At 47.6% G+C, this 25,989-nt stretch carries 24 protein-coding genes and 2 tRNA genes; 4 read left to right on the forward strand and 22 right to left on the reverse strand.

What is annotated here, in order from left to right; all coding sequences use genetic code 11:
• Positions 1-24: 24 nt before the first annotated feature.
• From purM to Q0171_RS00390, 3 genes are all read right to left on the reverse strand, one after another.
• The gene (purM, locus tag Q0171_RS00380; protein WP_299325561.1) at positions 25-1,023 is read right to left on the reverse strand and encodes a phosphoribosylformylglycinamidine cyclo-ligase; all 999 of its coding nucleotides are present in this window, start codon (positions 1,021-1,023) and stop codon (positions 25-27) included.
• 123 nt (positions 1,024-1,146) lie between these two features.
• Entirely contained in the window at positions 1,147-1,461 is a 315-nt protein-coding gene (locus Q0171_RS00385; RefSeq protein ID WP_299325563.1) for a hypothetical protein, read from the reverse strand.
• A 13-nt stretch (positions 1,462-1,474) separates the two neighbouring features.
• The gene (locus tag Q0171_RS00390; RefSeq protein WP_299325565.1) at positions 1,475-2,962 is read right to left on the reverse strand and encodes a hypothetical protein; all 1,488 of its coding nucleotides are present in this window, start codon (positions 2,960-2,962) and stop codon (positions 1,475-1,477) included.
• A gap of 99 nt (positions 2,963-3,061) precedes the next feature.
• On the opposite strand from Q0171_RS00390, the gene Q0171_RS00395 reads away from it, so the two are divergent.
• Genes Q0171_RS00395 through Q0171_RS00405 form a run of 3 tightly spaced genes read left to right on the forward strand, consistent with a single transcriptional unit; the run spans position 3,062 to position 6,503 of the window.
• Entirely contained in the window at positions 3,062-4,309 is a 1,248-nt protein-coding gene (locus Q0171_RS00395; RefSeq protein ID WP_299325567.1) for a hypothetical protein, read from the forward strand.
• Positions 4,306-5,436 carry a type II secretion system F family protein gene (locus Q0171_RS00400; protein WP_299325569.1) on the forward strand — a complete coding sequence of 377 codons (1,131 nt, stop codon included), beginning with the start codon at positions 4,306-4,308 and terminating at the stop codon, positions 5,434-5,436. The genes Q0171_RS00395 and Q0171_RS00400 overlap by 4 nt, the downstream gene beginning before the upstream one ends.
• Positions 5,433-6,503: a 4-hydroxythreonine-4-phosphate dehydrogenase PdxA gene (locus Q0171_RS00405; protein ID WP_299325571.1), complete on the forward strand. Its 1,071-nt coding sequence runs from the start codon at positions 5,433-5,435 to the stop codon at positions 6,501-6,503. Before Q0171_RS00400 ends, Q0171_RS00405 begins: the two co-directional genes overlap by 4 nt.
• Before the next feature lie 17 nt (positions 6,504-6,520).
• Here the strand turns inward: Q0171_RS00405 and Q0171_RS00410 are convergent, their stop codons facing one another.
• Genes Q0171_RS00410 through Q0171_RS00430 form a run of 5 tightly spaced genes read right to left on the reverse strand, consistent with a single transcriptional unit; the run spans position 6,521 to position 10,601 of the window.
• Positions 6,521-6,670 carry a DUF5989 family protein gene (locus Q0171_RS00410; protein ID WP_299325573.1) on the reverse strand — a complete coding sequence of 50 codons (150 nt, stop codon included), beginning with the start codon at positions 6,668-6,670 and terminating at the stop codon, positions 6,521-6,523.
• A 9-nt stretch (positions 6,671-6,679) separates the two neighbouring features.
• Positions 6,680-7,090 carry a hypothetical protein gene (locus Q0171_RS00415; RefSeq protein ID WP_299325575.1) on the reverse strand — a complete coding sequence of 137 codons (411 nt, stop codon included), beginning with the start codon at positions 7,088-7,090 and terminating at the stop codon, positions 6,680-6,682.
• 1 nt (position 7,091) lies between these two features.
• Positions 7,092-8,444, reverse strand: coding sequence for a hypothetical protein (locus Q0171_RS00420; protein ID WP_299325576.1), 1,353 nt, complete (start codon positions 8,442-8,444; stop codon positions 7,092-7,094).
• A 19-nt stretch (positions 8,445-8,463) separates the two neighbouring features.
• Positions 8,464-10,308, reverse strand: coding sequence for a carbamoyltransferase N-terminal domain-containing protein (locus Q0171_RS00425; protein ID WP_299325577.1), 1,845 nt, complete (start codon positions 10,306-10,308; stop codon positions 8,464-8,466).
• A gap of 56 nt (positions 10,309-10,364) precedes the next feature.
• Complete coding sequence (locus Q0171_RS00430) at positions 10,365-10,601, reverse strand: carbamoyltransferase N-terminal domain-containing protein (protein ID WP_299325578.1); 237 nt, start codon at positions 10,599-10,601, stop codon at positions 10,365-10,367.
• A 209-nt stretch (positions 10,602-10,810) separates the two neighbouring features.
• Between Q0171_RS00430 and hemE the strand changes: the two genes are divergently transcribed.
• Entirely contained in the window at positions 10,811-11,854 is a 1,044-nt protein-coding gene (hemE, locus tag Q0171_RS00435; RefSeq protein WP_299325579.1) for a uroporphyrinogen decarboxylase, read from the forward strand.
• 67 nt (positions 11,855-11,921) lie between these two features.
• Here hemE and Q0171_RS00440 read toward each other — a convergent pair.
• From Q0171_RS00440 to Q0171_RS00505, 14 genes are all read right to left on the reverse strand, one after another.
• Positions 11,922-11,997: transfer RNA gene (locus Q0171_RS00440), tRNA-Lys, on the reverse strand.
• Positions 11,998-12,070: 73 nt separating this feature from the next.
• Positions 12,071-13,690: a hypothetical protein gene (locus Q0171_RS00445; protein ID WP_299325580.1), complete on the reverse strand. Its 1,620-nt coding sequence runs from the start codon at positions 13,688-13,690 to the stop codon at positions 12,071-12,073.
• A gap of 167 nt (positions 13,691-13,857) precedes the next feature.
• Positions 13,858-14,508, reverse strand: a complete 651-nt coding sequence (locus Q0171_RS00450; protein WP_299325581.1) for a hypothetical protein — start codon at positions 14,506-14,508, stop codon at positions 13,858-13,860.
• Positions 14,505-18,203 (reverse strand): carbamoyl-phosphate synthase large subunit, encoded by a 3,699-nt coding sequence (gene carB, locus Q0171_RS00455; RefSeq protein WP_299325582.1) that lies wholly within the window; start codon positions 18,201-18,203, stop codon positions 14,505-14,507. The genes Q0171_RS00450 and carB overlap by 4 nt, the downstream gene beginning before the upstream one ends.
• A gap of 148 nt (positions 18,204-18,351) precedes the next feature.
• Entirely contained in the window at positions 18,352-18,909 is a 558-nt protein-coding gene (locus tag Q0171_RS00460; RefSeq protein ID WP_299325892.1) for a hypothetical protein, read from the reverse strand.
• Entirely contained in the window at positions 18,878-19,675 is a 798-nt protein-coding gene (locus Q0171_RS00465; RefSeq protein ID WP_299325584.1) for a hypothetical protein, read from the reverse strand. The genes Q0171_RS00460 and Q0171_RS00465 overlap by 32 nt, the downstream gene beginning before the upstream one ends.
• Positions 19,656-21,482, reverse strand: a complete 1,827-nt coding sequence (locus Q0171_RS00470; protein WP_299325586.1) for a penicillin-binding protein 2 — start codon at positions 21,480-21,482, stop codon at positions 19,656-19,658. The genes Q0171_RS00465 and Q0171_RS00470 overlap by 20 nt, the downstream gene beginning before the upstream one ends.
• Before the next feature lie 10 nt (positions 21,483-21,492).
• Positions 21,493-21,747, reverse strand: a complete 255-nt coding sequence (gene fliE / locus Q0171_RS00475; RefSeq protein ID WP_299325874.1) for a flagellar hook-basal body complex protein FliE — start codon at positions 21,745-21,747, stop codon at positions 21,493-21,495.
• 198 nt (positions 21,748-21,945) lie between these two features.
• Positions 21,946-22,440 carry a flagellar basal body rod protein FlgC gene (flgC, locus tag Q0171_RS00480; RefSeq protein WP_299325588.1) on the reverse strand — a complete coding sequence of 165 codons (495 nt, stop codon included), beginning with the start codon at positions 22,438-22,440 and terminating at the stop codon, positions 21,946-21,948.
• Positions 22,441-22,486: 46 nt separating this feature from the next.
• Positions 22,487-22,933: a flagellar basal body rod protein FlgB gene (gene flgB / locus Q0171_RS00485; RefSeq protein WP_299325590.1), complete on the reverse strand. Its 447-nt coding sequence runs from the start codon at positions 22,931-22,933 to the stop codon at positions 22,487-22,489.
• Positions 22,934-23,118: 185 nt separating this feature from the next.
• A tRNA-Glu gene (locus tag Q0171_RS00490) sits at positions 23,119-23,194 on the reverse strand.
• 72 nt (positions 23,195-23,266) lie between these two features.
• On the reverse strand, positions 23,267-24,163 hold the full coding sequence (locus Q0171_RS00495) for a hypothetical protein (RefSeq protein WP_299325592.1): 897 nt from the start codon (positions 24,161-24,163) through the stop codon (positions 23,267-23,269).
• 16 nt (positions 24,164-24,179) lie between these two features.
• Positions 24,180-24,722 carry a DUF1882 domain-containing protein gene (locus tag Q0171_RS00500; RefSeq protein WP_299325593.1) on the reverse strand — a complete coding sequence of 181 codons (543 nt, stop codon included), beginning with the start codon at positions 24,720-24,722 and terminating at the stop codon, positions 24,180-24,182.
• A gap of 10 nt (positions 24,723-24,732) precedes the next feature.
• Positions 24,733-25,983, reverse strand: coding sequence for a serine hydroxymethyltransferase (locus tag Q0171_RS00505; RefSeq protein ID WP_299325594.1), 1,251 nt, complete (start codon positions 25,981-25,983; stop codon positions 24,733-24,735).
• Positions 25,984-25,989: the final 6 nt, after the last annotated feature.

The raw sequence follows: 25,989 nt of genomic DNA on the forward strand, positions 1-25,989 counted from the left end.
TTTCTCTATTCTCGATGACAAATGCTACACAAGGGTGATCCCATGCTGCTCTGTCACAGCACCAAGCACGAAGCCATCACTTTGCTTAAGAATCGCAGCAACATCTTCTTTTGCCACAGCAAATACCATTCCAACGCCCATATTAAACACACGATACGCCTCTTCGCGCGCGATATGGCTTGATAGAAGTGTGAAAATCTCTTGGCGTGGGATTTTGTCTGTCTCTATGACTGCGCCTAGCCCTTTTGGCAAAGCGCGCGGGAGATTCTCTACAATCCCTCCGCCCGTAATATGTGCCAGCGCACGGATATGGGCACGCAAGGATTTGAAAGTTTTGACATAGATTTTGGTGGGCTCTAGGAGAATATCAATGAGCGCGCGCCCACCTAGCTTGTCGTCAAACCGCATGCCAAGCTGCTCAAATAGCAATTTGCGTGCAAGTGAGAATCCATTAGAGTGCAGCCCGCTACTTGGCAGGGCGATTAGCACATCACCAGGGCGTGCTTGGGATTCTCGCTCCACATCAGTCCTTTCAGCAATCCCCACAGCAAAGCCTGCCAAATCAAAATCACTCTCCTTATACATGCCTGGCATTTCTGCACTCTCTCCGCCAATCAGTGCGCATTCTGCTTGCTTACAGCCCTGCACAATCCCTCTAATCACGCTAAGTGCGGAGTCTTTCTCTAGCTTCCCAGTAGCATAATAATCCAGGAAAAACATCGGTGTAGCAAAATTACAGATAAGATCATTCACGCACATCGCTACCAAATCGATTCCCACAGAATCTAGTCGATTGGATTCTATGGCGAGCTTTAATTTTGTTCCCACGCCATCAGTAGCAGCGAGAATGACAGGCTCTTTATAGCCACTTGGTAGCGCATACGCCCCGGCAAACGAACCAATCCCACCAATAACTTCAGGCGAAAAAGTGCTCTGCACAAGAGGCTTTAGCGCGGAGACTAGGGCATTTCCCTCATCTATATCGACACCAGAATCTTTGTAGGTGAGTGTGTTGCTAGGCATTTGTATCCTTGGGATTTTTGCATGGCATTATAGCCAAAGCGCGATAAATATATGAAAAATCCCAGAATCTACTTTATCACCATGCTACAAAAGTGCGCTTGTATTTTTTTGAAGCTCGCAAAGCTACACTTTAATATTGAGCAAATGCGTATCATTTACATGCGCGAAATCTTGCGTGCTGGATTCTGTGCTATCCTCTTCATTAGCATCTTTGGGCTCTTTTTTGGATTCTTCTTCACCCCAGTTTTGATTGCCTTTGGAGTCTTTATCGACTTTGTTGTTTGTCTCTGTGGGGCGCACTTCTTGGATTTCTTTGAGTTTGTCTTCAAACTCTTGAGGGATCATGTCGCCCCGCTGCATGGCATTAGCATGGTTAGCGGAGGTGGTTTGCATGTTTTGGTTGATATAAGTGATATTCCCGATAGTTGAAATCGCCATGTTTGCTCCTTCCTTACGCCAAGCGATAGTGCAAGCTCTGGGCTTTGGTATAAAACACCTGCGCACCATGCGTGATTTTCACAAATTTGCGTCTTGTATAATCGACACAAAAATCCCCCTTATTAAACCCACTCACCCCCAAGAGAATCTCCCCCGCCTTATACAGCACAGATTCTGGGACTTTGTGCTTACCGCAGTGGATTATCATGTGTGAGGAGGGGACATCACGCACATGGAGCCACATATCATCTGCGCGGGCAGCTTGGAGGAGGGCTTGATTCTCACGCTCATTGCGCCCGATAGAAAGCTTGAAGCCTTGGATAAAAAGCACTTGGGATTTTGGCTCTTTGGGGGCTTTAGCAGGCTTTGCGGATTGCTTTGGAGAGAGGAGCTGGAGGGTTTCTAGGCTCTGTGTGGTGGCGATGAAATCCAGCTGATGAGCAAGGAAGTCAATCTTGCTGGTGAGATTCTGGGCTTCTTTGTAGATATTTTGGGATTTTTTAGCAAGTCTTTTAGCTTCTTTGAATAGCCCATTTATCGCGATTTGTGGCGCGGATTCTGGCGGGATCTTAATATGCTCGCCATTGACACAAACACTGCTTTGATAAGGCTTTAGCGTATGGATAACAGAGAGTAGCGCATTTGCCTGATGATAAAGCGCGCTAGATTTGGCTTCTAGCTCATGGGATTTGGGCAGAGAATCTAGCAGCTCTCTGGTGCGATCCAGGCTGCGCGAGTAGTGCGCCAGGAGTGTGGTGCGAAGCGCTTCTTTGGTGCGGTCTTGCTCGATGATATAGCGCTGCTGGAGCGCATAAGCGAAGTCGATGAGCGTAGGGTCTTGATTGGGCTCTTGCCTAGACTCCGCACTGGATTCTGGCATGAGAGATCCTCTATCTGGAGCGATGGCATATTTGGTGGCGCGTGGGTTTGGCGGCATGGGGGATAATGGCGCACCCACGCGCACAGGGCGGCAGGACTGGGCTGGGGAAATGTGGCGGAGTGCTTCTATCACAATCCCTTCGATAACTGCCGCTGATTCTGGCTGGGGTGGAGTGAGCAAAATCACATTGGTATGCTTCCCGCTAAACTCACACTGCATAATGACGCGCTCGCGTTTGTAGCTAGAAGCACGCTCAAGCTCAAGACGCAGGATTCTGTCATTATTATGCAAAGTGCTATGTATGATCTGTGCGCGCGCAAGTTTGGAGAGAGCAATATCAAATGGCGCGCCATAGCGCCTACTGCCCAAAATCTCATGGGGCGCGATGAATGCGTGGCTAGTGCTTTTTGTCATGTCAAGATATATCTCACAGACTCCAGATTCTGTGAGGATTTTAGACTCTTTTAGCGCGCGTGCGAGCCCATCACTCCCCTGCACCCCGCGATTGCCAAACTCACGCAAAGTTAGCCGTAGCACCATATCCTGCACGCGCACAACCTCATCAAGCCGCTTAAAGCTGCCGATAAATCGCGCTAGCTGTGCGATGTGGGCGATGTTCATTTCTGCTCCTGCTTTTGTGGTGCTCGCATGATTGTGGATTCCCAGATGAGTGCGTGTCGTGTGTTATAATGCCATAAATCTTATTCAAAGCCGCTTGCCATGATTGGATTCTACCGCTGTGCATTTATCGGGGATAATGTCATCGCTCTGCACGCGCTCTACGCCCTGCGTGTGTGCTACCCAGATGAGCCTATCTGTATCTATACCAATGCGGAGGGTATGCAGATTTTCCAGCCATTTGCAGTATGGCTGACAGATAAGAGTCTAGGCAATGGCAAAATCGTATGCGTAGATACAGAGACGATGAGCAAGCAAGAGCTTCTAGCACATATCAATGCGCAAGATTTTTCAAGCTTTATCCTAACCCAGCCAAACCGCTGGCGCTGCAAGCTACTTAATGCAAGCAGGGTCAAGCGGATTATCACACTTGCCACGCTTTGGAATCTCCCGCGCCCACGCTTTGAAAAGCTCTTGTTTTCACGCAGCTTCTCGCGCTTCCCCTACCAGCAAGCCTTGCTAAAGCTCGTGCGCATGATTGATAAATCCCGCTATGACAGCACGCATATCGACTTTTCACGCCTGCAATTTCCTATCGACACTACTGCGCGCAATCGTGTGCTGCATGCAATCTCCCGCGCCCTAGAATCTAATAGCATACATATTTCCATGGACCCTACCCAAGATTCTCCCCCAGATTCTCCAAAGGGATCTACGCTATTTCATGCTGGGCTAGATTCCAAGGAGAGCTCTGCAAGCCTGCCGCCAATCATCTGCTTAAATCCATTTGTGCGCTCAAGCCAAATAAATCTCCCACTTCACGCCCATATCGCGCTTGCTACTCATCTTGCCCATCGCTTCCCTACTACGCTTGTCCTCCTGCTCACACATAAAGGTGCTATGCGTATTGATATAGATTCTGGGACTTGCGCAGAATCTACAAGCTCCAGCAGCACAAAATCTCGCTGCAACCCCTTGCCCAATCTCAAAATCTTCCAAAATAACGAAAATCTCGCCAATCTCATCGAGCTACTACGCCTCTCATCGCTGTTTATTAGCCCTAGCACTGGTCCTATCCATATCGCCAATATGCTACGCATACCAATCATGGGAATCTACAACCACAAAGACGCTCGACTATGGCTTGGTGATGCTATGAAGCGTGAGTGGCTACTACTGCTAGAGACTCCCTGCGCACATCTCACTACACACCAATGCCACACCGCACTAGAATCTGCCAAATCTCTTTGTGAAAGCATTTTGCACGAGCTTGGCATACAGCCTCAAGCACGAGAGAATACCTCTGCGAACAATCCTACACATCAATCTGCGCAAGCACGCATGCTATGAGACCAATCCTAGATCCCCACTCACGCAAGCACACTGGCAAAAGCACCAATAAGCGCGCGCGCTTATCTAGTGCCTTTACTCGCCCAAGCCCGCTGGCACTCTCACGCGATTTGCATTTATTTGGGATCATGCTTCAAGCTGCTCTGCCACTGAAAGATGCGCTTGAAAATCTCTCCCACACCAGCACAAACCAAACCCTACAATCCACCTACGCCCACATGCTAGCCCAAATGCGATCTGGTGCTTCTTTGCAGGTGGCAATCGCGCCTTTTGCACATGTGTTTTCCCCACTAGGCGTGGCGCTTATCCAAGCAGGCGCAGAATCTGGCAATCTCCCCCAGATTCTCTCCGCACTCTCAAGCTATTTTGACCAAATCGCCAAAACCCGCGCAAGCTTTCTCAAAGCCCTGCTTTATCCCATATTCGTGTGTGTAAGTATTGTAATCGCATTTGTGGTGATTGCAATGTTTGTGATTCCAAATTTCGCCGAGCTTTTTGCGAGTTTTGATGTTGAGCTACCCTTTAGCACGCGCTCCTTGCTAGCAATCTCTTGGGCGATGAATGAGCTTTGGTGGGTGTGGGTTGGTTTGCTAGGGGTGCTGGCTTTGGTGCTACTTCTTGCGCAAAAATCACAAATCTTAAACGAAAATCTCAAGCGCATGGGCTTTGGCATTATCCTGCGCGCGCCACTTGTAGGGAAGCTGCTGGTGTATAGGGATTTGTGGGGGTATTTTCTGGGATTTTCTTATCTCTATAATGCACATATCGAGTTTGACAAAGCCCTGCCCATCGCGCTACTAAGCCTACAAATCCCTCCAGTGCAAAAATCCATTGCAAGCGTGAGTGATCGTATTAGCAAGGGAGAGGCGCTTGATAGGGCGTTTGGCGCGTGTGGCTATATCGATAGTAGCCTACGAAGCTTCCTTGCCACTGCGCAGAGCTCTGGCGAGCTTGGAGAGATTCTAGGGCTGTGCGCAAACTACTGCCAAAGCATGTATGAGCAGCAAATTTCTAGAATGCTCGCGCTCATCGAGCCACTCTCTACAATCGCTATCGCGCTAGTGGTGGGCTGGCTGGCATTTGGGATATTTTTGCCTATTTGGGAGCTTGGGAGTATCAATCTATGAAGCATGCCATAAACCCTTGCACAAGCCCACAATCCAAACCACCAGAACTCAAAGCCAGCCAGCACACAAAGCGCACCATTGCCATTAGTATAGGCGATGTCAATGGCGTGGGCTGTGAGATTTTGCTGCGCTGCCTTGAGTGGCTACATACACATTGTGAGCCAATCATCTGCGCCCATCAAAGCATACTAGAATCCGCGCTGCAAACGCTTCAAGCCTTGGAAGCATACTCACCTAGCTTTTGTAGCACTTGTCGAGATTTGCTTGCGCACACGCACTTCTGCCCACCGCAATCCCCAGAATCCAGTTTCGCCCCCCATACCATTGCGCCTGCTATATCTGCGCCACCTACCATAGAGATTGGGCGTGTGAGCGCACAAAGTGGGGCATACAGCTTTGCAAGCTTCCAACAAGCCATTGCACTTGCGCAATCTCGCCAAGCCCATGCTATCGTAACTCTCCCTATCCACAAAGCCGCGTGGCAAGCTGCTGGGGTGCATTATGCTGGGCATACAGAATATCTGCGCGCGTATTTCAAGCGCGATGTGCTTATGGTGCTGGGCTGTGAGCGCATGTTTGTGGCGCTTTTTTGCGACCATGTGCCGCTAGCTCGTGTGAGCGCGATGATAGAGCCTAGCACATATCGAGATTTCTTGCTCACCCTCGCGCGCACACTACCACTAGATTCTAATAGCCAAGCTCTCGTGCTAGGCTTCAATCCGCATTGCGGTGATAATGGCGCAATCGGTGGCAAGGAAGACGCGCTCATTCAAGCAGCACTTACCCAAGCCAATACAATCCTAGGGCGCGAGACATTTGTAGGGGTCTGTCCGCCAGATAGCGCATTTACTCCAGCTATGCGATCGCGTTTTAGGGTGTTTGTCGCGCCTTATCATGACATCGGGCTTGCGCCACTTAAGGCGCTGTATTTTGAAGAGTCTATCAATATCAGCCTAAACCTCCCTATCGCGCGTAGCTCGGTGGATCATGGCGTGGCGTTTGATATCGCGTATCGTGGGTGTGCGAGTGTGCAGAGCTTCAAAAACGCCGTGCTATTTCACTGCTAGAATCTATGGACTCTAGGCTAAAAAATCGTATAAATAAATGGCGCGATGGCAGAGCCTTTGGCAAGCACGATAAGCACACCAAGGAAAAGCATGACCAAAATCACTGGGAAAAGCCAGAATTTCTTACGCGCTTTGAGAAAGCTCCATAGCTCTTTGATGATACTCATTGCTGCTCCTTAAAATTGATTTCTCATACTTGCAGGCTGGGATTCTCGCACGATCAAGTAGCTATCAGCCGCCTTATCGTAGTGCGGAGCAAGCACATCGCGCTTAAATAGCCTAAATAGCAGCCCCACAGGACAAAATACCGCGACAAACAGCACAAGTAGCGTCGCCCTAGAGATACACCAGCCAAGCACGCTACCAAGCTTCACCTGCGCAATATATAGCGGCATGCTGGCTCTAGGGTAAAGCCACAAAAGCAGCGCAAGCAAAAGCCCGCAAATTGCCCAGATTCTATATGTATCGTGCAAAACCACACCACTTAGGACAAAAACCCCAAAAATCCCCGCCCAAATCCCAAGAAATACACGCAAATCACGCGTTGTGGTTGATTTGGGCTTTAATATCGCAGAATCTAAACTCATATCATTCCTTAGTCGTTAAAAATTTTGCAAGCTCTGGGGCAAGCTTGCGCGCGATTTGCTCATTTGCCAACGCATTTGGGTGCATATCGCATGGGTGTAGGGCATATTTTTCTCTCTGCGTTTTGTAGTTTTCTAGTAGCTGGCTTACCAGCAAATGTGGCAAAGAAGCAGATTCTAGCCATTTGGTAATCGCAGCAGATTCTAGGCGTTCGTTTTCCATAGATTTGGCATGCTCGTCCCAAAGTAGCAAAATCAAAGGAGAATCTAGACGAGAAGCAAGCTCATCTTGCAAAGTAGAGAGAATTGCAAAATACAGCGCATTGTATGATTGGTCATAACTATAGCTTGGTTGCAGGAGCTTGAATAAATAGCTCCTGCTTACGCGAGATAGGATCTTGATTTTTATATTTGCGCCTAGGCGCTCTAGGTGAGATTCTATGCGATTATTCCAGATGACTTTGGTGTCGCTTGGCGCGCTAGATTCTGCACTACTTACTATGGAAAACCTGGGTGCAGGTGTGCCTCTCTCCCACTCTGAAAATCCATTTGCTCGCTCGATATGCCCCGGCAAGCTTTCATATATGCTTACTATGGATTTGCACTCTTGCGCGCTGGATTGCAGCATAGACTCTACTTCGCCACTTTGGAGCAGAGCCAAGGCTTGATGAGGTCCATAGCCATGGAAGCCAAAGTTATAAATTCTCACATTTTTGTTTATGTTAGCCTTAGTGTTTAGAATCTCACCAACATAGTGTGGGAGAGTTTGAGTGTCTTCGACTCCCTCGCCAATTGTGAAGCTATCACCAAAAAACAGCACACACACTCCATCTCCTGCTTGGCTGGAATTTTGATTACTGGGTGTGATTCTCCAGCCAAATTCATCAGTGTGGTAAGTTACCTGATAGACACTATCCCCGTTTGCCGTGCGCTTATGCGCAGTTGCAGCGACATTTGGCTTTCCTTTATAGCCTGTAATAAGGCTTGGGGTGAAATAATCACTCCCATAAGTCCCCTCTGTATGCACATTGCAGGTCGTGCTAGATTCTGGATTTTTAGCTTTTGTGAGCGCATAAAATCCATACACTTCCCCAGCAGCCAAGCAAAGTGGTAACGCACTAAAATAGGCAAAAGCAAGCTTCATGCCCTGTGAATTTGAGCGCCACGCAATATAAATACATATCCCAGCACCCACAAGCGCTATCCACACAAATGGCAAAATCGTGCTAATCCCCAAGCGGTTTGCAAGCGTTGAATCAAGCTTTAGCACCGCTATACTAAATACCATAAAACCTAGAACCCACAGAATAGCTCGTATGAGCCTATTTTGCAATAATCGCTTACAAACTTCTTTCATCTCCACTCCTTTTGGTAGTTTAATCAAGCTCATATTTGTCTTTGATACCGCGATAGCGCGCGAGTAGCTGTGGATTCTGGTGCTCTTTATAGAGCAGGAAATCCTCAACCCACAGCACATCTATTTCTGTTCCCATAAAGCAGGCGAAGCTATCTAGTGGCGAGCACACCATAGGCTCTCCGCGCACATTAAAGCTCGTATTTATCAGCACAGGCACTCCTGTGCGCTTGGCAAACTCCTCTATAAGCGCGTAGTAGCGGGGATTGGTCGCAGCACTCACACTTTGGATTCTGGCGGAATAATCCACATGCGTAACGCTTGGGATCTCGCTACGCACGACATTAAGCTTCTCAATCCCAAAAAGCGCCTCTTGCTCATGAGTAAGTGCAAAGCATTTTTCACGCTTCACAGGTGCGACTAGTAGCATATATGGGCTAGGGTAGTCCAGCTCAAACCACTCTGCTATGGCGCTCTCTAGCACGCTTGGGGCAAATGGACGAAAAGACTCTCGGTATTTGATTTTTAGATTCATTGTTTTTTGCATGGTGGTGTTGCGCGGGTCGCCCAGGATTGAGCGTGCCCCAAGCGCCCTAGGACCAAACTCACACCGCCCCTGGTGAAACCCCACGACCTTACCCTGCGCCAGTAGCTCTGCTACGACTTCTTTCGCACGGCAGAATTCTATATACTCATACACAGCCCCCGCAGAATCCAAGCTTTGGCGCACCTCATCGTTTGTATAGCTTAGCCCAAGATAGCTGCCTTTCATGGAGTCATTCATAGAATTTTGCATGGAGTCTTGCGCGACAAAATTCTCTGGCACAGAGTTGCTATTTACTCTGTTTGCGATTCTTGGCTTGCCGCATTCCATATAGTAGTAGCTTAGCGCGCACCCAAGCGCACTTCCAGCATCGCCGCTGGCTGGCTGGATCCAGAGATTATCGAGTATCCCCTCTTCTACGCAGAGCTTTTGGTAGATTTTGCCATTGCCCACGCAGTTTAGCGCGACACCGCCGCTAAGTGTTAGATTGCGGCTATTGGTAAGCTTAAGTGCAGTGCGCGAGAGGGAGAGCATAATCTCCTCTGTTATAGCTTGCAGGCTCGCAGCGATATCCATATGCACCTGCGTGAGCTTAGATTCTGGCGCTCGCTGCACCCCGCCAAAAAGCCCATCAAACTTCGCATTTGTCATTCTAAGCCCATAGGTATAAGAGAAATACTCCATATTAAGCGCGAAACTACCATCAGGCTTAATGTCAATCAAATGCTGCTTAATCGTATCGACAAAGCGCGGCGTGCCATAGGGAGCTAGCCCCATGACCTTATACTCACCAGAATTTACCTTAAACCCAAGATAATAGGTGAAAGCAGAGTAAAGCAATCCTAGCGAGTGTGGGAAATGCAGCTCTTTTAGAATCTCTATGTGATTATCCATGCCTTTAGCGATGGTCGTGGTGCTCCACTCGCCTATGCCATCGAGGCTTAGAATCGCGCTTTGCGCAAAAGGACTTGGAAAAAACGCGCTGCTGCAGTGGCTCAAATGGTGCTCACAGAAATGTAGATTCTCTAGCACTTTTTTCTTAAAGGCTTTGGCGCGGGACTTGGGCGCGTGAGGGTAGAGCTGGATATAGAGAGATTCTAGCTCCCTTGCGATGGTTTCTTTCAAAAAAAGCTTGGTAGAGAGCCACACAGGGATAGCACGGATAAAGCTTAGAAAGCCTCGCGGTGCAGTGGCGAAGTAGGTCTCAAGCAAACGCTCAAATGTCAAAAACGGCTTGTCATAGAAGACAAAGCTATCAAAGCTCTCCAAACTCCACGCATTTTGACTATCTTGATTCTGGGCGAGAGATGTTTGGGCTTGCAATGTAGAATCTAATGTGGCAGAGGACTTTGGGCTAGATTGTGTGGATTTCGCAGGAGCTAGATTTTGGAGAGATGATTTGACGCAATTATTTTCGCCCCCCCCCCCGTATTGGCATTAGACACTACTTGCGAGTTAAGAAATGCGAGTGCTTTGGCGATAGAATCTCTAGGAAATGTGCTATCAGCTTTCACGCGAGAGAGCCGCTCCTCTTGCAATGCAAAAAGAATATCACTATTCTCCAGCACAGCAATCGCACTATCATGGTAGTAGGCAGAAATCCCTAGAATCCTCATACTCTCTCCTTATATTTTTAGGGGCTCGTGGTAAATATTGTCATAATAATTTGTCTTAGGTGGCGGGATTATAGCCAAGCGTGCTTAGATTCGCTTTAAGCAAGAATGCAAGTGCGCTTAGCTAGAATCCACTGCAAAATCAAGCTAAATAAGTAGGCGAGATAGTCTCGCCCCACACTACAATCACCCCAGAATCACAAGGAGCGCACATGATATTTATCGATGCAGCACTGCGTAAGCCCACACCATACACACCTATCTGGCTTATGCGCCAAGCAGGCAGGTATCTAAGCGAGTATAGAGAAAGCCGCAAGCGTGCAGGAAGCTTCCTAGAGCTCTGCCAGAATGTAGAGCTCGCCACAGAAGTAACACTCCAGCCTATCGAAATCCTAGATGTAGATGCGGCGATTTTGTTTAGTGATATTTTGGTGCTGCCTATGGCTATGGGGCTAGAGCTGGAGTTTGTCGCTGGGGAGGGACCGCGATTTCCCCACCCTACGCGCGATGCACGCGCTATCGCTGCGCTAAAAAGCAGCGTGCAAAATGAGCTAAGCTATGTCTATGACACAATCTCAAGCGTGCGTGCCAAGCTACCAAAAGATAAGGCGCTTATAGGATTCTGTGGGGCGCCATGGACGCTAGCCACCTACATGATCGAGGGACAAGGGAGCAAAACCTACACAGAGTCCAAGCGCTTGCTCTACACTGATCCGCAGCTTCTTCACACCCTGCTAGAGAAAATCACACGCGAGCTCATCGCCTATCTGCGCGCCCAGATTCTCGCAGGAGCAAATGCAGTGCAGATATTTGACAGCTGGGCAGGGGCGCTCGCACCTCGAGCGTATGTGGAGTTTGGATTTCGCTATATGTGTGATATCGCGCGCGCAGTCAAAGAGGAGTTTCCGCACATTCCTGTGCTGCTTTTTCCTAAGGGTGTGGGCGCGTTTCTCGAGGAGCTGCGCTATGAGGCAGATATGTGCGGGGCAAATTTCGATGTGTTTGGCGTGGATTGGGGTGTGGGAATGTCTCGTGCTAAACATATCCTAGGCGATCGTTTCGTCCTGCAAGGCAATCTCGAGCCAGCCCTACTCTATAATCGTATGGCTATGGAAGAGGGTGTGGAGGAAATCGTGCGTATCATGGGGAAAAACGGCGGGCATATCTTCAACCTAGGTCATGGCATGCTCCCAGATCTCCCACGCGAAAATGCAATCGCACTTGTGCAAATGGTGCGCGAGAAGACAAAACGATAAGCATTATCCGCCAGAGACAGGGCTGCTAGATTCTGTGATTTGGATTTATGGGGATAGAAGTAGAAAGTGGTGGACGCGCAGAGGATCGAACTCTGGACCCACTGATTAAGAGTCAGTTGCTCTACCAGCTGAGCTACGCGTCCGCAGGGCGCAATTATAGCAGAAATCTCAAAAATCGCACCAAAAGGGCGCGACTTACCTCCCTTTTTACTTGCCCTAGCGGATACGGAAAACATAGCTCTGGGCTGGGAGGCGGTAAGGGTTGCCATAGTTGCTTAAAGGGTGGGAGATATGGCAATCTTGCAAAAGCTTTGCCCCTATGCTCATAAGCGTGTATTGTGGGAAATAGGGGTGGTTGCTTGTTTTGAATAGTAGCTCGTGGCTAGATTCTAGCTCTGCAATCCTAGAATCTAGCACACCTACATCGCTAAGTGCTGTGATAACGAGCAAGTCGCTAGAATCTGGCGTGCGCACTTCCTTGGAGTTGAAAAAGCTTAGTGGTGATTTGGGATCTAGGGTGAAGTTTTTGCCATTTGGCTCTTTACTAGCGATGTCAAAATTATACACGCCATACACACTGGGTAAAATATTGAAAAATGCCCCATAACTCCAACTACCATAGTAAAGATCTCGCCCACGCCCAAAGCCTTCAAAGTAGATAGTCGTGTGAGAATGGTTGCGAATATAGTCTGCCAAGAAGCTCATTGTATCGTTGATATTGCGATTTTGGGCTTTATTGAGCGTTAGATAGTGAATGCCTAGTGGCACGCTTGAGGTGCAGAGAATAAAGCCTGTAAATGCTAGCACAAGATTTCTAGCGAGCTTTTCTAGGCGTGTGAAGTTGTGATTAGCAAGGAAAAAGAGCAGATAGAGAGCGGCTAAAATATTTGCAGGCATGAAATAATGAAAGCTCCCCATGCCAAGCACAAGAAATGCCCCCATATAGCCAAGCGCGATGAGTGCCAAAGAGTCCCAAAACACATTAACCTCCGCCTCGCCAGAAAGTAGCGATCGCACACGCAGCACCATAATCACAGGGAGTGCGAGACTTAGGAATGGTGCGCTAAGGAATAGCACGATGATTGTGCGAAGCGGAGAGAATACCTCGACCGCACTTGCATAGTTATTTTGCGCACCATGCGTGGCGAGTGCATAGACAAGCAAAAATACCACACCAGAGAGCATAAGCAGACTATCAAAGATAATTATGCGCTTAGAGAGTGAGCATTTCTCTAGGGAGTTTGCGCGGCGTTTCTGGGCAAGATAGGAGAGCGCTACATGCAAAAATCCAAAGCCAGAGATGATGATAAAGGACACTTCTTTAAGATAAATAACAGCATTGCCAAACACTAGCGCCAATGCACCAAGCCCTAAGATTTTCCAAGAGCGCTTGCTATCTGCGCTAGATTCTGCTTTCGCATCTAGCCGATACACTCCAAAGCAGCAGCATAAAAATAGTAGCATAAACATCGTTTGTGTCGTCTCTGGGAAGACGATTTCTACAAGTAGCTTAGTATAACCAGCACTTAGCACGATACAGATAAGCATTACCAGCGACCACCATGCCCTAGCCCCACTCATGCGCGCTAGATAGATAAAACAGAGCGAAAACACCACAAGCACGCAGGCATTGCCTAGCATAAAGGCATAGGGGCTTAGAGAAAATTGCGCGATTAAGGCGAGATTCCACCCAGCAAAGGGAAAAAATCGCTTCATATCTGTGTCAAGCCCGTGCCACGCGCTTTTGGATTCTAACAACTGCTGATAGAAAGAAATGCTATCGCCATTTAGCATAGGGAAAGCAGAGTCCGCGATGATAAAACAAGCATAGGGCAAGAGAAACAGAGCAAATACGATATAAAACCAGCGTGGGTAGGGGGCTGGATTGTGGGAGGCGTTGGAGTTACTAGGGGTATAGCTTAGGTGGGCGTTATTCCCCCCCCCCCCCTAATCGCGTTTAGTGGTGTTGTCATACTTGTCCTTTGTGGTGAGATTGAGTTATGCTATCTAGTGCGGCGTTTGCGCGTGCGAGATAGGCGGTAGATAGCACTTGGCTTATCTTCATACAGCCCCCTAGAATCTAGGGCGATAATATCAGCTACTTGCAGGGCAAACTCTAGGGAAAATGGCTCTTTGGTGCGATTGGCAGAGGTGGAGTAAAGCCCCCCAAAATAGCGCAAAAACTCCCTATGTAAAGGGTCTTTAACAACGCGGAAGGATTTTTTATTAGGCAGGATAGTGCTTATCTTGCTTGCTTGGCGGATAAAGCGTTTATGCGCGTTTGGGACTCGGCTACATCGCATAAGATCAGCAAAGCTCCCAAAGGTGCGTAGGATCTCTTGGTCTTCTTGGCGGTTTTTGGCGCGATTGAGCCTGCGCTTATCGAGTGAGAGAAAGCCCGCGGTAGTGTCAGTTTGCGCCAAAATAATTGGCGAAAAATCTCGCACTTCCTTGCTAGCAAAGTGCTTAAGCCACGCGTAAGCGAGATCTCCGCGATACCACAGGCTAAATTTAAGCGCGCAAGATAGCTCTAGCCGCACAAAGCCCCTTTGGATTAGCAGGCACTCTAGCTGCTTGCAGCTATGCGCTTTGCGCTGCCCTAGCTGACTTGGGCGTTGCGCGTATTTTTCGCGCTGCTCTGTATCTACGCTCAAGCAAAAAAATCCTGCAAGGCTCGTGGGGTGTTGATGTCATTTTGCTGGATTTCGCGGATAGATTCTGCGCCCACAAGCGCGGCGGCTATGGTGGTGAAGTATGGCACAGAGCTTTTAAGCACTTGGCGGCGGATTTCTCTAGCGTCATCTTTGGTTTGACTATCATCGCTGGTGTTTATCACAAGCGCGATGTCATTATTCATTATCAAGTCTTGGATATTGGGGCGACCTTGCGAGATTTTTAGCACACAAGTTGAGGGAATCTCTGCGGATTCTAAAATCTTGTGCGTGCCTTCAGTCGCACACACGCTAAAGCCTAGCTCAATGAAGCTTTTGGCAATCTGTGTGGCATAGGGCTTATCGCAATCTGCTAGGGAGATAAAGAGCTTGCCAGAGGTTGGGAGGGTGTTTTTACTAGCATTTTGCGCTTTGGCAAAGCTTATCCCAAAGCTTGTGGAAATCCCCATAACCTCGCCTGTGCTTTTCATCTCTGGTCCTAGCAGCAAGTCTGCGCCACTAAGCTTGTGGAATGGGAAGACAGAGTCTTTGACTGCGATATGTGTGTAGGGCTTGGATTCTAGGGGGGATTTGGTGAAGTCTATGCGCTTATGCTTGTCATAAAATTGCAAGGCTTCGCGCAAATCGCCCTGCCACATCACGCGTGTAGCGACCTTTGCTAGCGGGATTCCGCTAGCCTTGCTCACAAATGGCACGGTGCGGCTTGCACGCGGATTTACTTCGATGATATAGAGCGTGTCTTTGTGGATAGCGTATTGGATATTGATAAGCCCTACAATGCCAAGCTCTAAGGCGATTTTGCACGTGCTTTGGCGGATTTCATCAAGCAGATGCTCCGCGATACTGACACTTGGCAGCACGCTCGTAGAGTCTCCAGAATGCACCCCAGCTTCTTCGATATGCTGCATAATCCCGCCGATATACACTTCCTTGCCATCGCTTAAGGCATCGACATCAAGCTCGATAGCGTGGTCTAAGAATTTATCAATCAGCACAGGAGAGTCCTCGCTCACTTTCACCGCTTCTTCCATATATACGCGCAGCTCATCAGCATCTTGCACGATCCGCATAGCCCGCCCCCCTAGCACATAGCTAGGGCGCACAAGCACAGGGTAGCTAATCTGGCTTGCCACGCTGAAGGCTTGCTCTTTGGTATAGGCTATGCCATTTTCTGGCTGCTTTAGCCCAAGCGCATTGATAAAGTGGGCAAATTTCTCTCTATCTTCGGCAGTGTCGATGACTTTGGCACTTGTGCCGATGATGTTGGCGTGGATTTTAGTAAGTGAGTGGGCAAGCTTTAGCGGCGTCTGCCCCCCAAAATGCACGATAATGCCATCTGGATTCTCTCGCTCAATCACTGCGCGCACTCGCTCAAAATCAATTGGCTCAAAGTAGAGCATATCGCTGGTGTCATAATCGGTGCTCACGGTCTCTGGGTTGCAGTTATACATTATGCTTTGCACGCCCAAATCTGCTAGGGCGAAGCTGGCATGCACGCAGCAGTAGTCAAATTCGATGCCTTGACCGATGCGGTTAGGACCGCCGCCGATAATCATAACCTTAGCTGGCGTTGGCTGCTGCTTGGTGGATTCGGCTTTGCGCGATAAATCGGCGATTCTACGCGATTGTCGGCGGTCATTACCGCTAAGGTAACTCCCTTGCCAATCGCTTGAAAGCCCCGATTTCTCATCGCAAATCCTAGAATCCTTTGCTTGTTCGCTTAGATTTTTGTCATTGCGAGATTCTGCGCTAGCAGAATCGTGGCAATCCATACTAGAATCCACTTTTGCTGCTGCCTGCGGTGTTTTTACACCTTCAGCTTTATCGCCAGAATCTATTTTTGCATTTTTGTCAAAAGTGGATTCTAGGGCAATATTCTCGCGGAAGGATTTTTTGCTCTGTGCTTGTTCTGTGTCTGTTTGGGATTCTAAGATTTTGGAGCTAGAATCGTGGCTTTTCGAGCCGCGCGCGGAGATAAGCCTTGAGTGGCTATCGCACAAGCGCGGCGATGAAATCCGCGATTCTAGCCCAAAAGCTGAATCCATTAAGGTGAAAGTGGAGTAAAGATAAGGCGTCTTCGCTTCAAACTCCGCCGCACAAGTATCCACCTCCTCATACACCGCCCCCACGCCCATTTCTTTGCGCAAATTATACAGCTCACTCTCGCTTATCTCTAGCCGCTCCTTTTTGCCTAGCTCGTAGCAAATCATCTTATCGCTAAAGCCTTGTGATTTTAGGCGGCGCAGGGCTTTTGGGTCATTGAGCACATCGCTAGTGATAGACTCTTGCGCGGCGACTAGCTCGCTAATTTGGTGGAGAAACCACCTATCAATCTGGCAGAGACTCTGCACTTCTTCTACACTAAGCCCCAAGCGGAAGCAGTCCGCCACATAGAGTAGCCGCTCTGCATTAGGGCGGCGGCTCTCTTTACGCGCTAGGCTTAGGTCATCTGTGAGTGAGTTTAGCCCATAGTAGCCACACTCTAGGCTGCATAACGCCTTTTGCAAGCTCTCTTTGAAACTCCCGCCTATTGCCATAACCTCGCCGATAGACTTCATACTCGTGCTAAGGGTAGAATCCGCTTTTGGAAACTTCTCAAAGGTAAAGCGCGGGATTTTAGTAACGATATAATCAATGCTAGGCTCAAAGCTTGCCGGCGTGCCGGTAATGTCGTTTTGTATCTCATCTAGGCTAAAGCCCACCGCTAGCAAGGTGGCAATCTTGGCGATGGGGTAGCCTGTGGCTTTGCTCGCAAGCGCGGAGCTGCGCGATACGCGCGGATTCATCTCAATCACCGTCATTCTGCCATTTTTGGGATTTATGGCAAACTGCACATTGCTCCCGCCTGTATCTACGCCAATTTCGCGCAGGATTTTGAAGCTCGCATCGCGCATTCTTTGATACTCTTTATCTGTAAGTGTGAGTGCTGGGGCTATGGTGATAGAATCTCCTGTATGCACGCCCATAGGGTCAAGATTTTCGATACTGCATACGATTATGCAGTTGTCATTCCTATCGCGGATAACCTCCATTTCATACTCTTTCCAGCCTAGCAAGGACTCTTCGATGAGAATCTCACTAATAGGGCTTGCCTCTAGCCCCGCCTTTGCCAATGCCTTAAACTCCTGGATATTATACGCCACGCCGCTACCCCCGCCTGCTAGCGTATAGCTCGCGCGGATAATGAGCGGGAAGCCGATGTCATTAGCAGCCTTTAGGGCTTCTTCTTCTGTATAGGCATAGTGGCTTTTGGGCAGATCCATTCCTATTTTTAGCATTGCTTCTTTGAATGCTTGGCGATCTTCCCCCTTTTTAATCGCCTCTGGCTTTGCCCCTAAAAACTGCACGCCCTCTAGCAGCCCACTCTCGTGCAGCTCCATAGCGATATTAAGCGCGGTTTGTCCGCCCATCGTGGGCAAAATCGCATCGACTCTCTCAAGCTTGATAATGTTATGCACGACTTCTTTAGTAATTGGCTCGATATAGGTGCGATCGGCTAGCTCTGGGTCTGTCATAATCGTAGCGGGGTTGGAGTTAATAAGCACCACACGATACCCCAAGCTTTTAAGCGTTTTAGCCGCTTGCGTGCCCGAGTAGTCAAACTCACACGCCTGCCCTATGACAATGGGACCTGAGCCGATGAGCAAAATCGTTTTAATATCCGTGCGTTTAGGCATGGGGATCCTTTAAGTGCGTTAGGTTGATAGCCAGAGATAAAATCTGCGGATTCTAGCTAAAGTATGCTTAAAATGCCAAGATAGGCACAAGGAGCCCAGAGTATCCACAAACAGAATAAGCGCAAGTGGTAATAAATCTGGCTACAAGCTACATTTTCTTACTACGAAGCAAAATCTCGCGGCAGATGAGATTGCTTGAAAATGCACATTTAAAAGCAGGCTGGACACTAAAATCACTGGGCTCGAGTGTGAAATTCACCGATTGTCCAAGCACATTGGCGCGAAAACGATTGCGGACAAAAACTAGAGAGCAGGTATTGGATTCTAGGGAGTGGGCTTGGATAAGGGCTTGCACCGCAGCAGGATCTGGCGCACTGCCTAGCAACGCATGACGCGCATAGAGAAAAGAGAGCTGCTCTTGAATGGTATTTAGGGTATTGGCGAGCTTGATGTAGCAGGATTTCTTACCAAAATCTAGCTGCTTTGGCACCACCATAAGTAGCACCCCACACACCGCAATGACAAAGACCAGCTCAATGAAGCTAAATGCACCAGAGAACCCGTTTCTAGCGACTTTGCTGGATTGCCTGCTCAATCTTTTGTAGGACATATTGGCACGCGGTTTTAAGGAACTTTTGCCAAATGCTAGCTTGCACTGCTTGCTAGGCGAGAATCTAGTTTGGACGCTTGATGATATAGGGCACACCTTGCAAGCCAGCTTGCTGGAGATTCATGCCAATAAGCGCAAGATCTGCGTATATCTCATCTCGCTCCTTTTTCGCATCGTCATAGCGCACGGAGCTTGGTGCAAACCCTTTGTCAAACACGCGCTTTAGCACAGCTATCTGCTCTTCTTTTGATTTTGTGTTTTTGATAAGCTTGGCAAATGCAGCAGCTTTGTCCAAAGAATCCTGACGCAAAATCCCCACCACCATGATAACAAGGCTAGAATCCTTGGCGTATTCTTGGAGCTTTTCTACTTCGTTTTTGCAGTAGGGGCAGTTTGGGTCAAGCACCATGTAGATGGTGTATTTGGCAGATTTGTTTGGCAGGGTGATAGTGTTACTACTATGTGTGCTAAAGATTTTTAGCACACTATCATCGACGAGTTGTTTATTGTGCTCTTGGGATTTTTTAATGGCTTTGGCAAGATTTTTCTCCACGATGCTATCAGTGGAGAGGATCAAATCTGGCGTGGCGATGATGATTGTTTTGCCATTTTCATGCGCAAGCAGCGGGACCCAATAGCCCTCACGCTCCAAAATCACAAACGAAAAATCCTTAAGTCCAGAAGCCTCAGTAGAAATCATTTTCATGGAGACTTCTTTAGATTCTGGGGTGGATTGGAGCATCTTATTGAGCGTAGAAAACAGCTGCTTGGAATCTAGTCCATGAGCATAGAGACTTAGTAGCATGCAGAGAAGACAAGATTTTACTAGAATCTTACAAGTGTTAGTTGTGTTGCTTATCATGTTTATCCTTTGTGGTGGATTGGGCTTGTTTCTGTGCTTGGGGCTTGAGCTTGCCTTGGGCGACTAGCTCTTTTACGATTTTTTGAAATACGGGGGCAGAGGTCTGGGCACCATAGTAATGCTGCCCTGATGAGCCAAAGGTTACTATCCCTATGACATAGGTGTTCTCACTATCTTTGGCAAAGCCAAAAAACGAGCCATTGTAAGTCTCTCCATAGCCACCAGATGATGCTGCGACCCTGGCTGTGCCTGTTTTGCCCCCGACAATAATATTCTCCACTTTAGCAGCTTTTCCTGTGCCAGACTCTACGACTTTGATGAGCAGATCTTGCATTTTTTGCGCAGTAGCGCTTGAGATTACGCGTTTGGGGGCGGGAAGATTTGGCAAATATATAGAGCCATCTTGGGCTTTGAAACTTTGTGCGATATGTGGTGCAACCAGATGCCCCCCATTGACAAACACCCCATACGCGCGCAATAGCTGCATAAAAGTAACACGCACATTATAGCCATAGGAAGCAGAGGCTTTTGCCGCAGAGGATTCCCTGCTAAGCTCGCGCACAGATGGGATAAGCCCGATTTGCTCATAGGGAAAATCCACGCCTGTTTTTTGGTTAAGCCCAAAAGATTTTAGCCCATCATAAAATTCTTTCCCGCTAAAAAGCATGGAGAGCTTGACCATACCCACATTGCTCGAGCGCAGAAGAACATCTTCTATGGTAGGATTTTTGGGCATAATTGAATCATCCTTGATAATGTAGCGCCCCACGCGATAGTAGCCGCCATTTAGATCAATTGAACTAAGTGGATTTATAAGCTGTTTTTCCAAAAGCAGAGCATAGATAAGCGGCTTAATCGTGCTGCCAGGCTCAAATGACTCTATGGCACGGATTTTGAGATTAGGGACATCTTGCTTGCGTATGGCTTTGGGATTAAAACGATTAGAACTTGCAAGTGCCAAAATTTGACCATTTCTAGGGTCAAGCACACCCGCGATAACCTGCTCGGAGTCAAACTCCTTAATCGCTGTGTCCAAGATCCCCTCCACCCTCTGCTGCAATCGCAGCGATACGCCAAGCCTCACATCAAACCCATCATAGCGCAGCTGCTGCAGGGCGCGCTTATCCTGAATAATGTTAAATCCAATATCACGCCTGCCAGATACGCGACCCTGACTCACAGGGCGCAGGATATTATCATAGAACTTCTCGATGCCATCTACGCCCTCGGGCATGGTAATCCTAGAATCTAGCTCTTTTTTGGTTGTGTAGCCCACGAATGGCTCAAGCAAATCTGCGTAAGGATACTCCCTATCCACACCGCTCACTTCAATACTAAGCCCAGATTTCTGCATAAGCTTACCATCATGCTCATATTCTCTAAATACATCATATGCGAGCAATTTGGCATTAAGCGATTTGAGATTGGCAGCAGTTTTGGGGCTGATGTCATAGGAGATTGTAGTGTAGCTTGGACGCCCGAAAGCCTGCTCGATTTTGGTCATGGGGATTTGGCTGTAAATCTCTAAAAGCGTGGTAAAAAGCTCTTTTTTATCCGGGTCAATGGAGCGAGGGTTGAAGCTTAACTTGTAGAGCTTTTTGCTCCTAGCTAGTGAAAACCCCTCTTGCACACCCTCATCAGTATAAATAGCACCTCGCACAGCAACATCAGCTTTAGTAACAATGAGTGTAGGCATTTTGTCGCGCGGGAGAACGATTTTGGCATAGACTACGCCCAGAAATACAATAAATCCAAGCAGTAACAATAAGAAAAAAATAAGGATATTACGAGATTTCTCCAGCTGCATGCGCGAGAATCTAGACTTGTGTGCGGAGAATTTCTTTGTATGCGCTTAGGGCTTTGTTGCGCACCTCGAGCATAAGCTTCATGCTAGTTTCTGCTTTGCCTATGGCGATAGCTGCTTGGTGGAGATCCTTGAGCTGACCACTTGCCATATCCGCAAGCGCCTTGTCAGATGTCTCTTGGACTTGGTTTAGCTCATCAATAGACTTCTTTAGCAGTTTAGAAAACTCCCCATTCTCACCAGAGCCAGAGACACTTGGGGCTTTCATCGAGCTTGAAGAAAGCGCTTGGTTTAGCCCAACCTTTTTAATCTCATTCATTTCGCTTCTCCCGCGTAGCTTCCGCTATCTTGTATTGGTATGATTATATCGACTTTTGGTAATTTTATTCTAGTTTGTCCCAGAATCCAGTGTAAATTTTTCCCTGGAGCTGGACTAAAATCTGGCGCCCTCATATCTAGGGTAGGTCTAAGCTTGCATCATCAAAATCGCATTTCCAGCCATGGTTTTAGCACTCTGGAATGCTGCGACATTTGCCTGATATGCCCTTGTGGCTTCGATGAGATCAGCCATTTCTACCACAGGATTGATATTGGGATATGCCACATAGCCCTCAGAATTTGCATCAGGGTGATTTGGCTCATATTTCATCAGTGGCGCACGATCATCGCGCACGATTTTATCGATATACACGCCCATGATCGCAGGCTTTGGAATCTTGCCCAAATCACCCTCATTTAATGGATCTTCATACTCTGTGCCATTGGAATTTTTGGCAAGCTTTTCATTAAGTGCTTTATTGAAATCAAATGCACGGAATGAAAGCATTTGCCTCCTATAAGGTCCGCCCTCATCGGTGCGCGTGGTGTTGGCATTAGCAATGTTTGAGGAAATCATATTTGCACGGATTCTCTGCGCAGAGAGCCCATAGCCGCTAATGTCAAATGAGTTGAAAAAATTCATTTCTTATCCTTTGGTTGTTTATGTTTAGCTACTGCCACTTACCACGCTAGATGTTTTTGCCAGCTTCAATCGCGTAGTTTAGGATACCCTTGTGCTTTTTTAGTGCAGTAGTGATACCTTGATAAACGACAGAGTTTTTTCCCATTTCTGTCGTTTCAATATCCAAATCTACGCTATTGCCGTCGTTTCTGGCTAAATGCCCATCACGGAAAAACATATCGGGCTTGTGGATATGCCGTGATGTGCGGCTAGCATCAAGTGAAAAATGCATACTGCTAGTTTGTGCCATATGGAGGATTTCGGGTTTTTTGTGCTCCAGAATCTCAGCCTGCTCCTTTGCTAGCATGTCGGTAAATTCGATATCTCGTGGGCGATAGAATGGGGTATTTTGGTTGGCGATATTTCCTGCTATCAAATCCTGTCGCAATGAGCGATAGTCAAGCGCTTTGTATGCAAGGGGATAAACCTTGGACTCCACAGCAAAAGAAATCATGCACACTCCTTCACAAAATCTACGAAACTATAAGCAATATATATTCCAAATACACGCTACACTTTGAAAGTTTTTAGACAAAAGCAGTTTGTGAAAATTTCTAAGCTTTTATGAACAACCAAGAACGCTTGATAGAGTAATTTTAGCCAACAGAATGAATAAAGGATTTAGCAGAATTAAGGAAATGGCGACCCTTGAAAGATTCGAACTTCCGTGACTGCCTAGAAAGGGCAGTATCCTTGACCGCTAGATGAAAGGGTCGTATGAGCGAGAGTAGAACCCATAGAATCTAAATCTAGGAATCTTGGGAGGGTTCTACCCCAAGATTCTGTGCTATGGAATCTCCACTGGCATTGGATTTTCTTTGAAAATTTCAGCGATTTCTTCGCGGCTTGGTGCTTGAGCTTTGCTTTTGTATGGACCTAAGAGATAGCGGGTATTTGGCTTATTGTCAAAGACGACATGTTGGACTCTGTAAGAGTATTTTTTGATAAGAGCTAGGAACTCCGCACTTGGCTCTTTTTCAAACACGCCAAGCTGCCAGTAGAATCCTTGTGTAGGTGCGCTACCATTTGTAGCCGCTGGAGCTGGAGTAGTAGGCTTCTGGGCTACCATATTAGGAGCAGGCTTTGAAGCTGACTCTTTGGATTGAACGCGAGTAGATTCTGGCTTTTTGGCAGGCTGAGGTTTGGGCTCTGGCTTTTTTTGCTCGCTATCTTTTGTAGATGCTTGGGTAGCAGGCTTTTGTGTCGATGTGCTAGCGGCTGGTTTGGAAGCCTGTGCTGACTCTTTGGATTGGGCGAGAGTAGATTCTGGCTTCATAGATCCAGCAATATTGTTTAGCGCGTCATCAATTTCGCTTGTAGGGCTATTTGAGTTCTGTGGATCTTGCACGCTTTGCTCATCAAATCCCATAGTAAAATCCTGTGGCAAGCCACCATAAACATCATCAACCTTGTTATCCGGCTTACTAGATTCGTTTTGCTGGAAGTCAAACCCACCAAAATTACTACTAAATTGATCATCTGCTGGCTTCATAATCTCTGTGTCAATCGACTCGCTAGGCTTGGAGAGAGGCTCTTCTTTGCCCGAGAGAAATTTCCACATCAAAAATGCCATGATGACGATAATCGCAATCGCGGCTAACACAACAAAAACTGCCTTTTTCCCACTAGATGATCGCTTGTTGTTTCCTAGTAGAATCTCACTTAGTTCTTTTTTTTCTTCCATGATACACGCTCCTTTCTTACATATGTCGAGCCCACGAAGCTCCACGCTCTTTGGCATACACATCATAAGGCAATACAAGAATATTGAAATCTCTTGGCAAATCCATATTTGGAAAAACCCGCCACTCTAGAGGCATTTTCTGCCCGAGCTTCAGTGATAGCGTGCGAGCAAGACGCTGCCCCTCGCCCAGATCTGTATGACCTTTGTGGATATAGAGATGCAGATGACCAGGTGTTTTTGTCTTATATGCCGTAAAGTTGATAAACCCCTCATCGCGCAAAAGTAGCTGGGCTTTGTGATAGAAACGCTCGGGATTCCTGCCATTGTAGTCAAACACGATATTCTCTATCTTATCCGCTGGTAGGATCAGGCTGTGGGCGATGGTAATTTTTTTAGCAAGATGATCGCGGATAATTTGGCTTGTAAGCATGCTATTGACGCGCTGGAATTTATCAAACAACAAGCGCCCATTATAATGCACCTTTTGTCCAAGCCCATCAAGCTTTTTGAAGTAAAACGCGCTGTGCATTTTAATGAGTTTTAATTCCATTTCTGTCATATTGCAGTCCTTAAAAGATTGGTTGCTGATACACCACAAAGCCCCTATTCAGCGTCTTAATCTCCTGTTTTATGTTTGCTTGGAGTTCCGTATTAGTAATATTATCCAAAATATCTGCGATTTTATGCGCTATCCATTCAAATTCTGCTTCTTTCATTCCTCTGGCGGTGAGTGCTGGGGAGCCTATGCGGATACCGCTTGTTACAAATGGGCTTCGTTTTTCGCCTGGCACGGTGTTTTTATTGACGGTGATTCCGGCATTGCCCAGTGCTAGATCAGCATCTTTACCGCTAAACTCCCTATCCAAAAAGCTCATCAATATAAGATGATTATCTGTCCCACCACTCACAAGCTCATAGCCACGAGAGACCAGCACGCTTGCCATTTTAGCGATATTGGCTTTTACTTGCTTGGCATAGAGCTTCCACTCTGGTTTTAGATTCTCTCTAAATCCCACCGCTTTGGCTGCGATGACATGCATAAGCGGTCCGCCTTGGAGTCCTGGGAAGACACTTTTGTTGATTTTAGCAGCGATTTCTTCATCGTTTGTAAGAATCATGCCGCCTCTGGGTCCGCGCAGAGTTTTGTGCGTCGTGGTAGTAACAACATCGCAGTAGGGAAATGGATTTGGATATTCACCAGCGACGATGAGTCCCGCGACATGCGCAACATCAGCAAGCAACAGCGCCCCCACTTCATCAGCAATTTCACGGAATTTGGCAAAATCCAACTCCCTCGTGTAAGCCGAGAATCCACATACGATGATTTTTGGCTTCACAATCAGCGCTCGCTCACGCACTTTGGCATAGTCGATTCGCCCATCTAGCTCCACACCATAGAAGAAGCTTTGATACATCTGCCCTGTAATGCTCACTTTCGCGCCATGGGTTAGATGCCCACCATGACTTAGATCCATGCCTAAAATCTTATCATAGGGCTTGAGCAGCGCATTATACACTGCGCCATTTGCCTGGCTGCCAGAGTGCGGCTGGACATTGGCAAATTTGCAGTTAAAGAGCTTTTTAGCTCGCTCAATAGCTATGGATTCTATAGCATCGACAAACTCACACCCACCATAGTAGCGCTTATGCGGGTAGCCCTCGGCATACTTGTTTGTCAGCACACTACCCATAGCCTCCATGACAGAGGGAAATGTATAATTTTCGCTCGCAATCATCTCCAAATGTTCATTCTGGCGTGTGAGTTCAGCATTGATAAGCTCATAAATTTCTCTATCTGCCTGCTCTAGCACATACCCCATTTTTTC

This window comes from uncultured Helicobacter sp. (genome assembly GCF_937906905.1).
Classification (GTDB): Bacteria; Campylobacterota; Campylobacteria; order Campylobacterales; family Helicobacteraceae; genus Helicobacter_B.

What these genes read in the sequence shown, in the direction of transcription:
- purM (WP_299325561.1), bottom strand. Translation starts at nt 1,023, where the DNA reads ATGCCTAGCAACACACTCACCTACAAAGATTCTGGTGTCGATATAGAT.
- Q0171_RS00385 (WP_299325563.1), bottom strand. Translation starts at nt 1,461, where the DNA reads ATGGCGATTTCAACTATCGGGAATATCACTTATATCAACCAAAACATG.
- Q0171_RS00390 (WP_299325565.1), bottom strand. Translation starts at nt 2,962, where the DNA reads ATGAACATCGCCCACATCGCACAGCTAGCGCGATTTATCGGCAGCTTT.
- Q0171_RS00395 (WP_299325567.1), top strand. Translation starts at nt 3,062, where the DNA reads ATGATTGGATTCTACCGCTGTGCATTTATCGGGGATAATGTCATCGCT.
- Q0171_RS00400 (WP_299325569.1), top strand. Translation starts at nt 4,306, where the DNA reads ATGAGACCAATCCTAGATCCCCACTCACGCAAGCACACTGGCAAAAGC.
- Q0171_RS00405 (WP_299325571.1), top strand. Translation starts at nt 5,433, where the DNA reads ATGAAGCATGCCATAAACCCTTGCACAAGCCCACAATCCAAACCACCA.
- Q0171_RS00410 (WP_299325573.1), bottom strand. Translation starts at nt 6,670, where the DNA reads ATGAGTATCATCAAAGAGCTATGGAGCTTTCTCAAAGCGCGTAAGAAA.
- Q0171_RS00415 (WP_299325575.1), bottom strand. Translation starts at nt 7,090, where the DNA reads ATGAGTTTAGATTCTGCGATATTAAAGCCCAAATCAACCACAACGCGT.
- Q0171_RS00420 (WP_299325576.1), bottom strand. Translation starts at nt 8,444, where the DNA reads ATGAAAGAAGTTTGTAAGCGATTATTGCAAAATAGGCTCATACGAGCT.
- Q0171_RS00430 (WP_299325578.1), bottom strand. Translation starts at nt 10,601, where the DNA reads ATGAGGATTCTAGGGATTTCTGCCTACTACCATGATAGTGCGATTGCT.
- hemE (WP_299325579.1), top strand. Translation starts at nt 10,811, where the DNA reads ATGATATTTATCGATGCAGCACTGCGTAAGCCCACACCATACACACCT.
- carB (WP_299325582.1), bottom strand. Translation starts at nt 18,203, where the DNA reads ATGCCTAAACGCACGGATATTAAAACGATTTTGCTCATCGGCTCAGGT.
- Q0171_RS00465 (WP_299325584.1), bottom strand. Translation starts at nt 19,675, where the DNA reads ATGATAAGCAACACAACTAACACTTGTAAGATTCTAGTAAAATCTTGT.
- Q0171_RS00470 (WP_299325586.1), bottom strand. Translation starts at nt 21,482, where the DNA reads ATGCAGCTGGAGAAATCTCGTAATATCCTTATTTTTTTCTTATTGTTA.
- fliE (WP_299325874.1), bottom strand. Translation starts at nt 21,747, where the DNA reads ATGAAAGCCCCAAGTGTCTCTGGCTCTGGTGAGAATGGGGAGTTTTCT.
- flgC (WP_299325588.1), bottom strand. Translation starts at nt 22,440, where the DNA reads ATGAATTTTTTCAACTCATTTGACATTAGCGGCTATGGGCTCTCTGCG.
- flgB (WP_299325590.1), bottom strand. Translation starts at nt 22,933, where the DNA reads ATGATTTCTTTTGCTGTGGAGTCCAAGGTTTATCCCCTTGCATACAAA.
- Q0171_RS00495 (WP_299325592.1), bottom strand. Translation starts at nt 24,163, where the DNA reads ATGGAAGAAAAAAAAGAACTAAGTGAGATTCTACTAGGAAACAACAAG.
- Q0171_RS00500 (WP_299325593.1), bottom strand. Translation starts at nt 24,722, where the DNA reads ATGACAGAAATGGAATTAAAACTCATTAAAATGCACAGCGCGTTTTAC.
- Q0171_RS00505 (WP_299325594.1), bottom strand. Translation starts at nt 25,983, where the DNA reads ATGGGGTATGTGCTAGAGCAGGCAGATAGAGAAATTTATGAGCTTATC.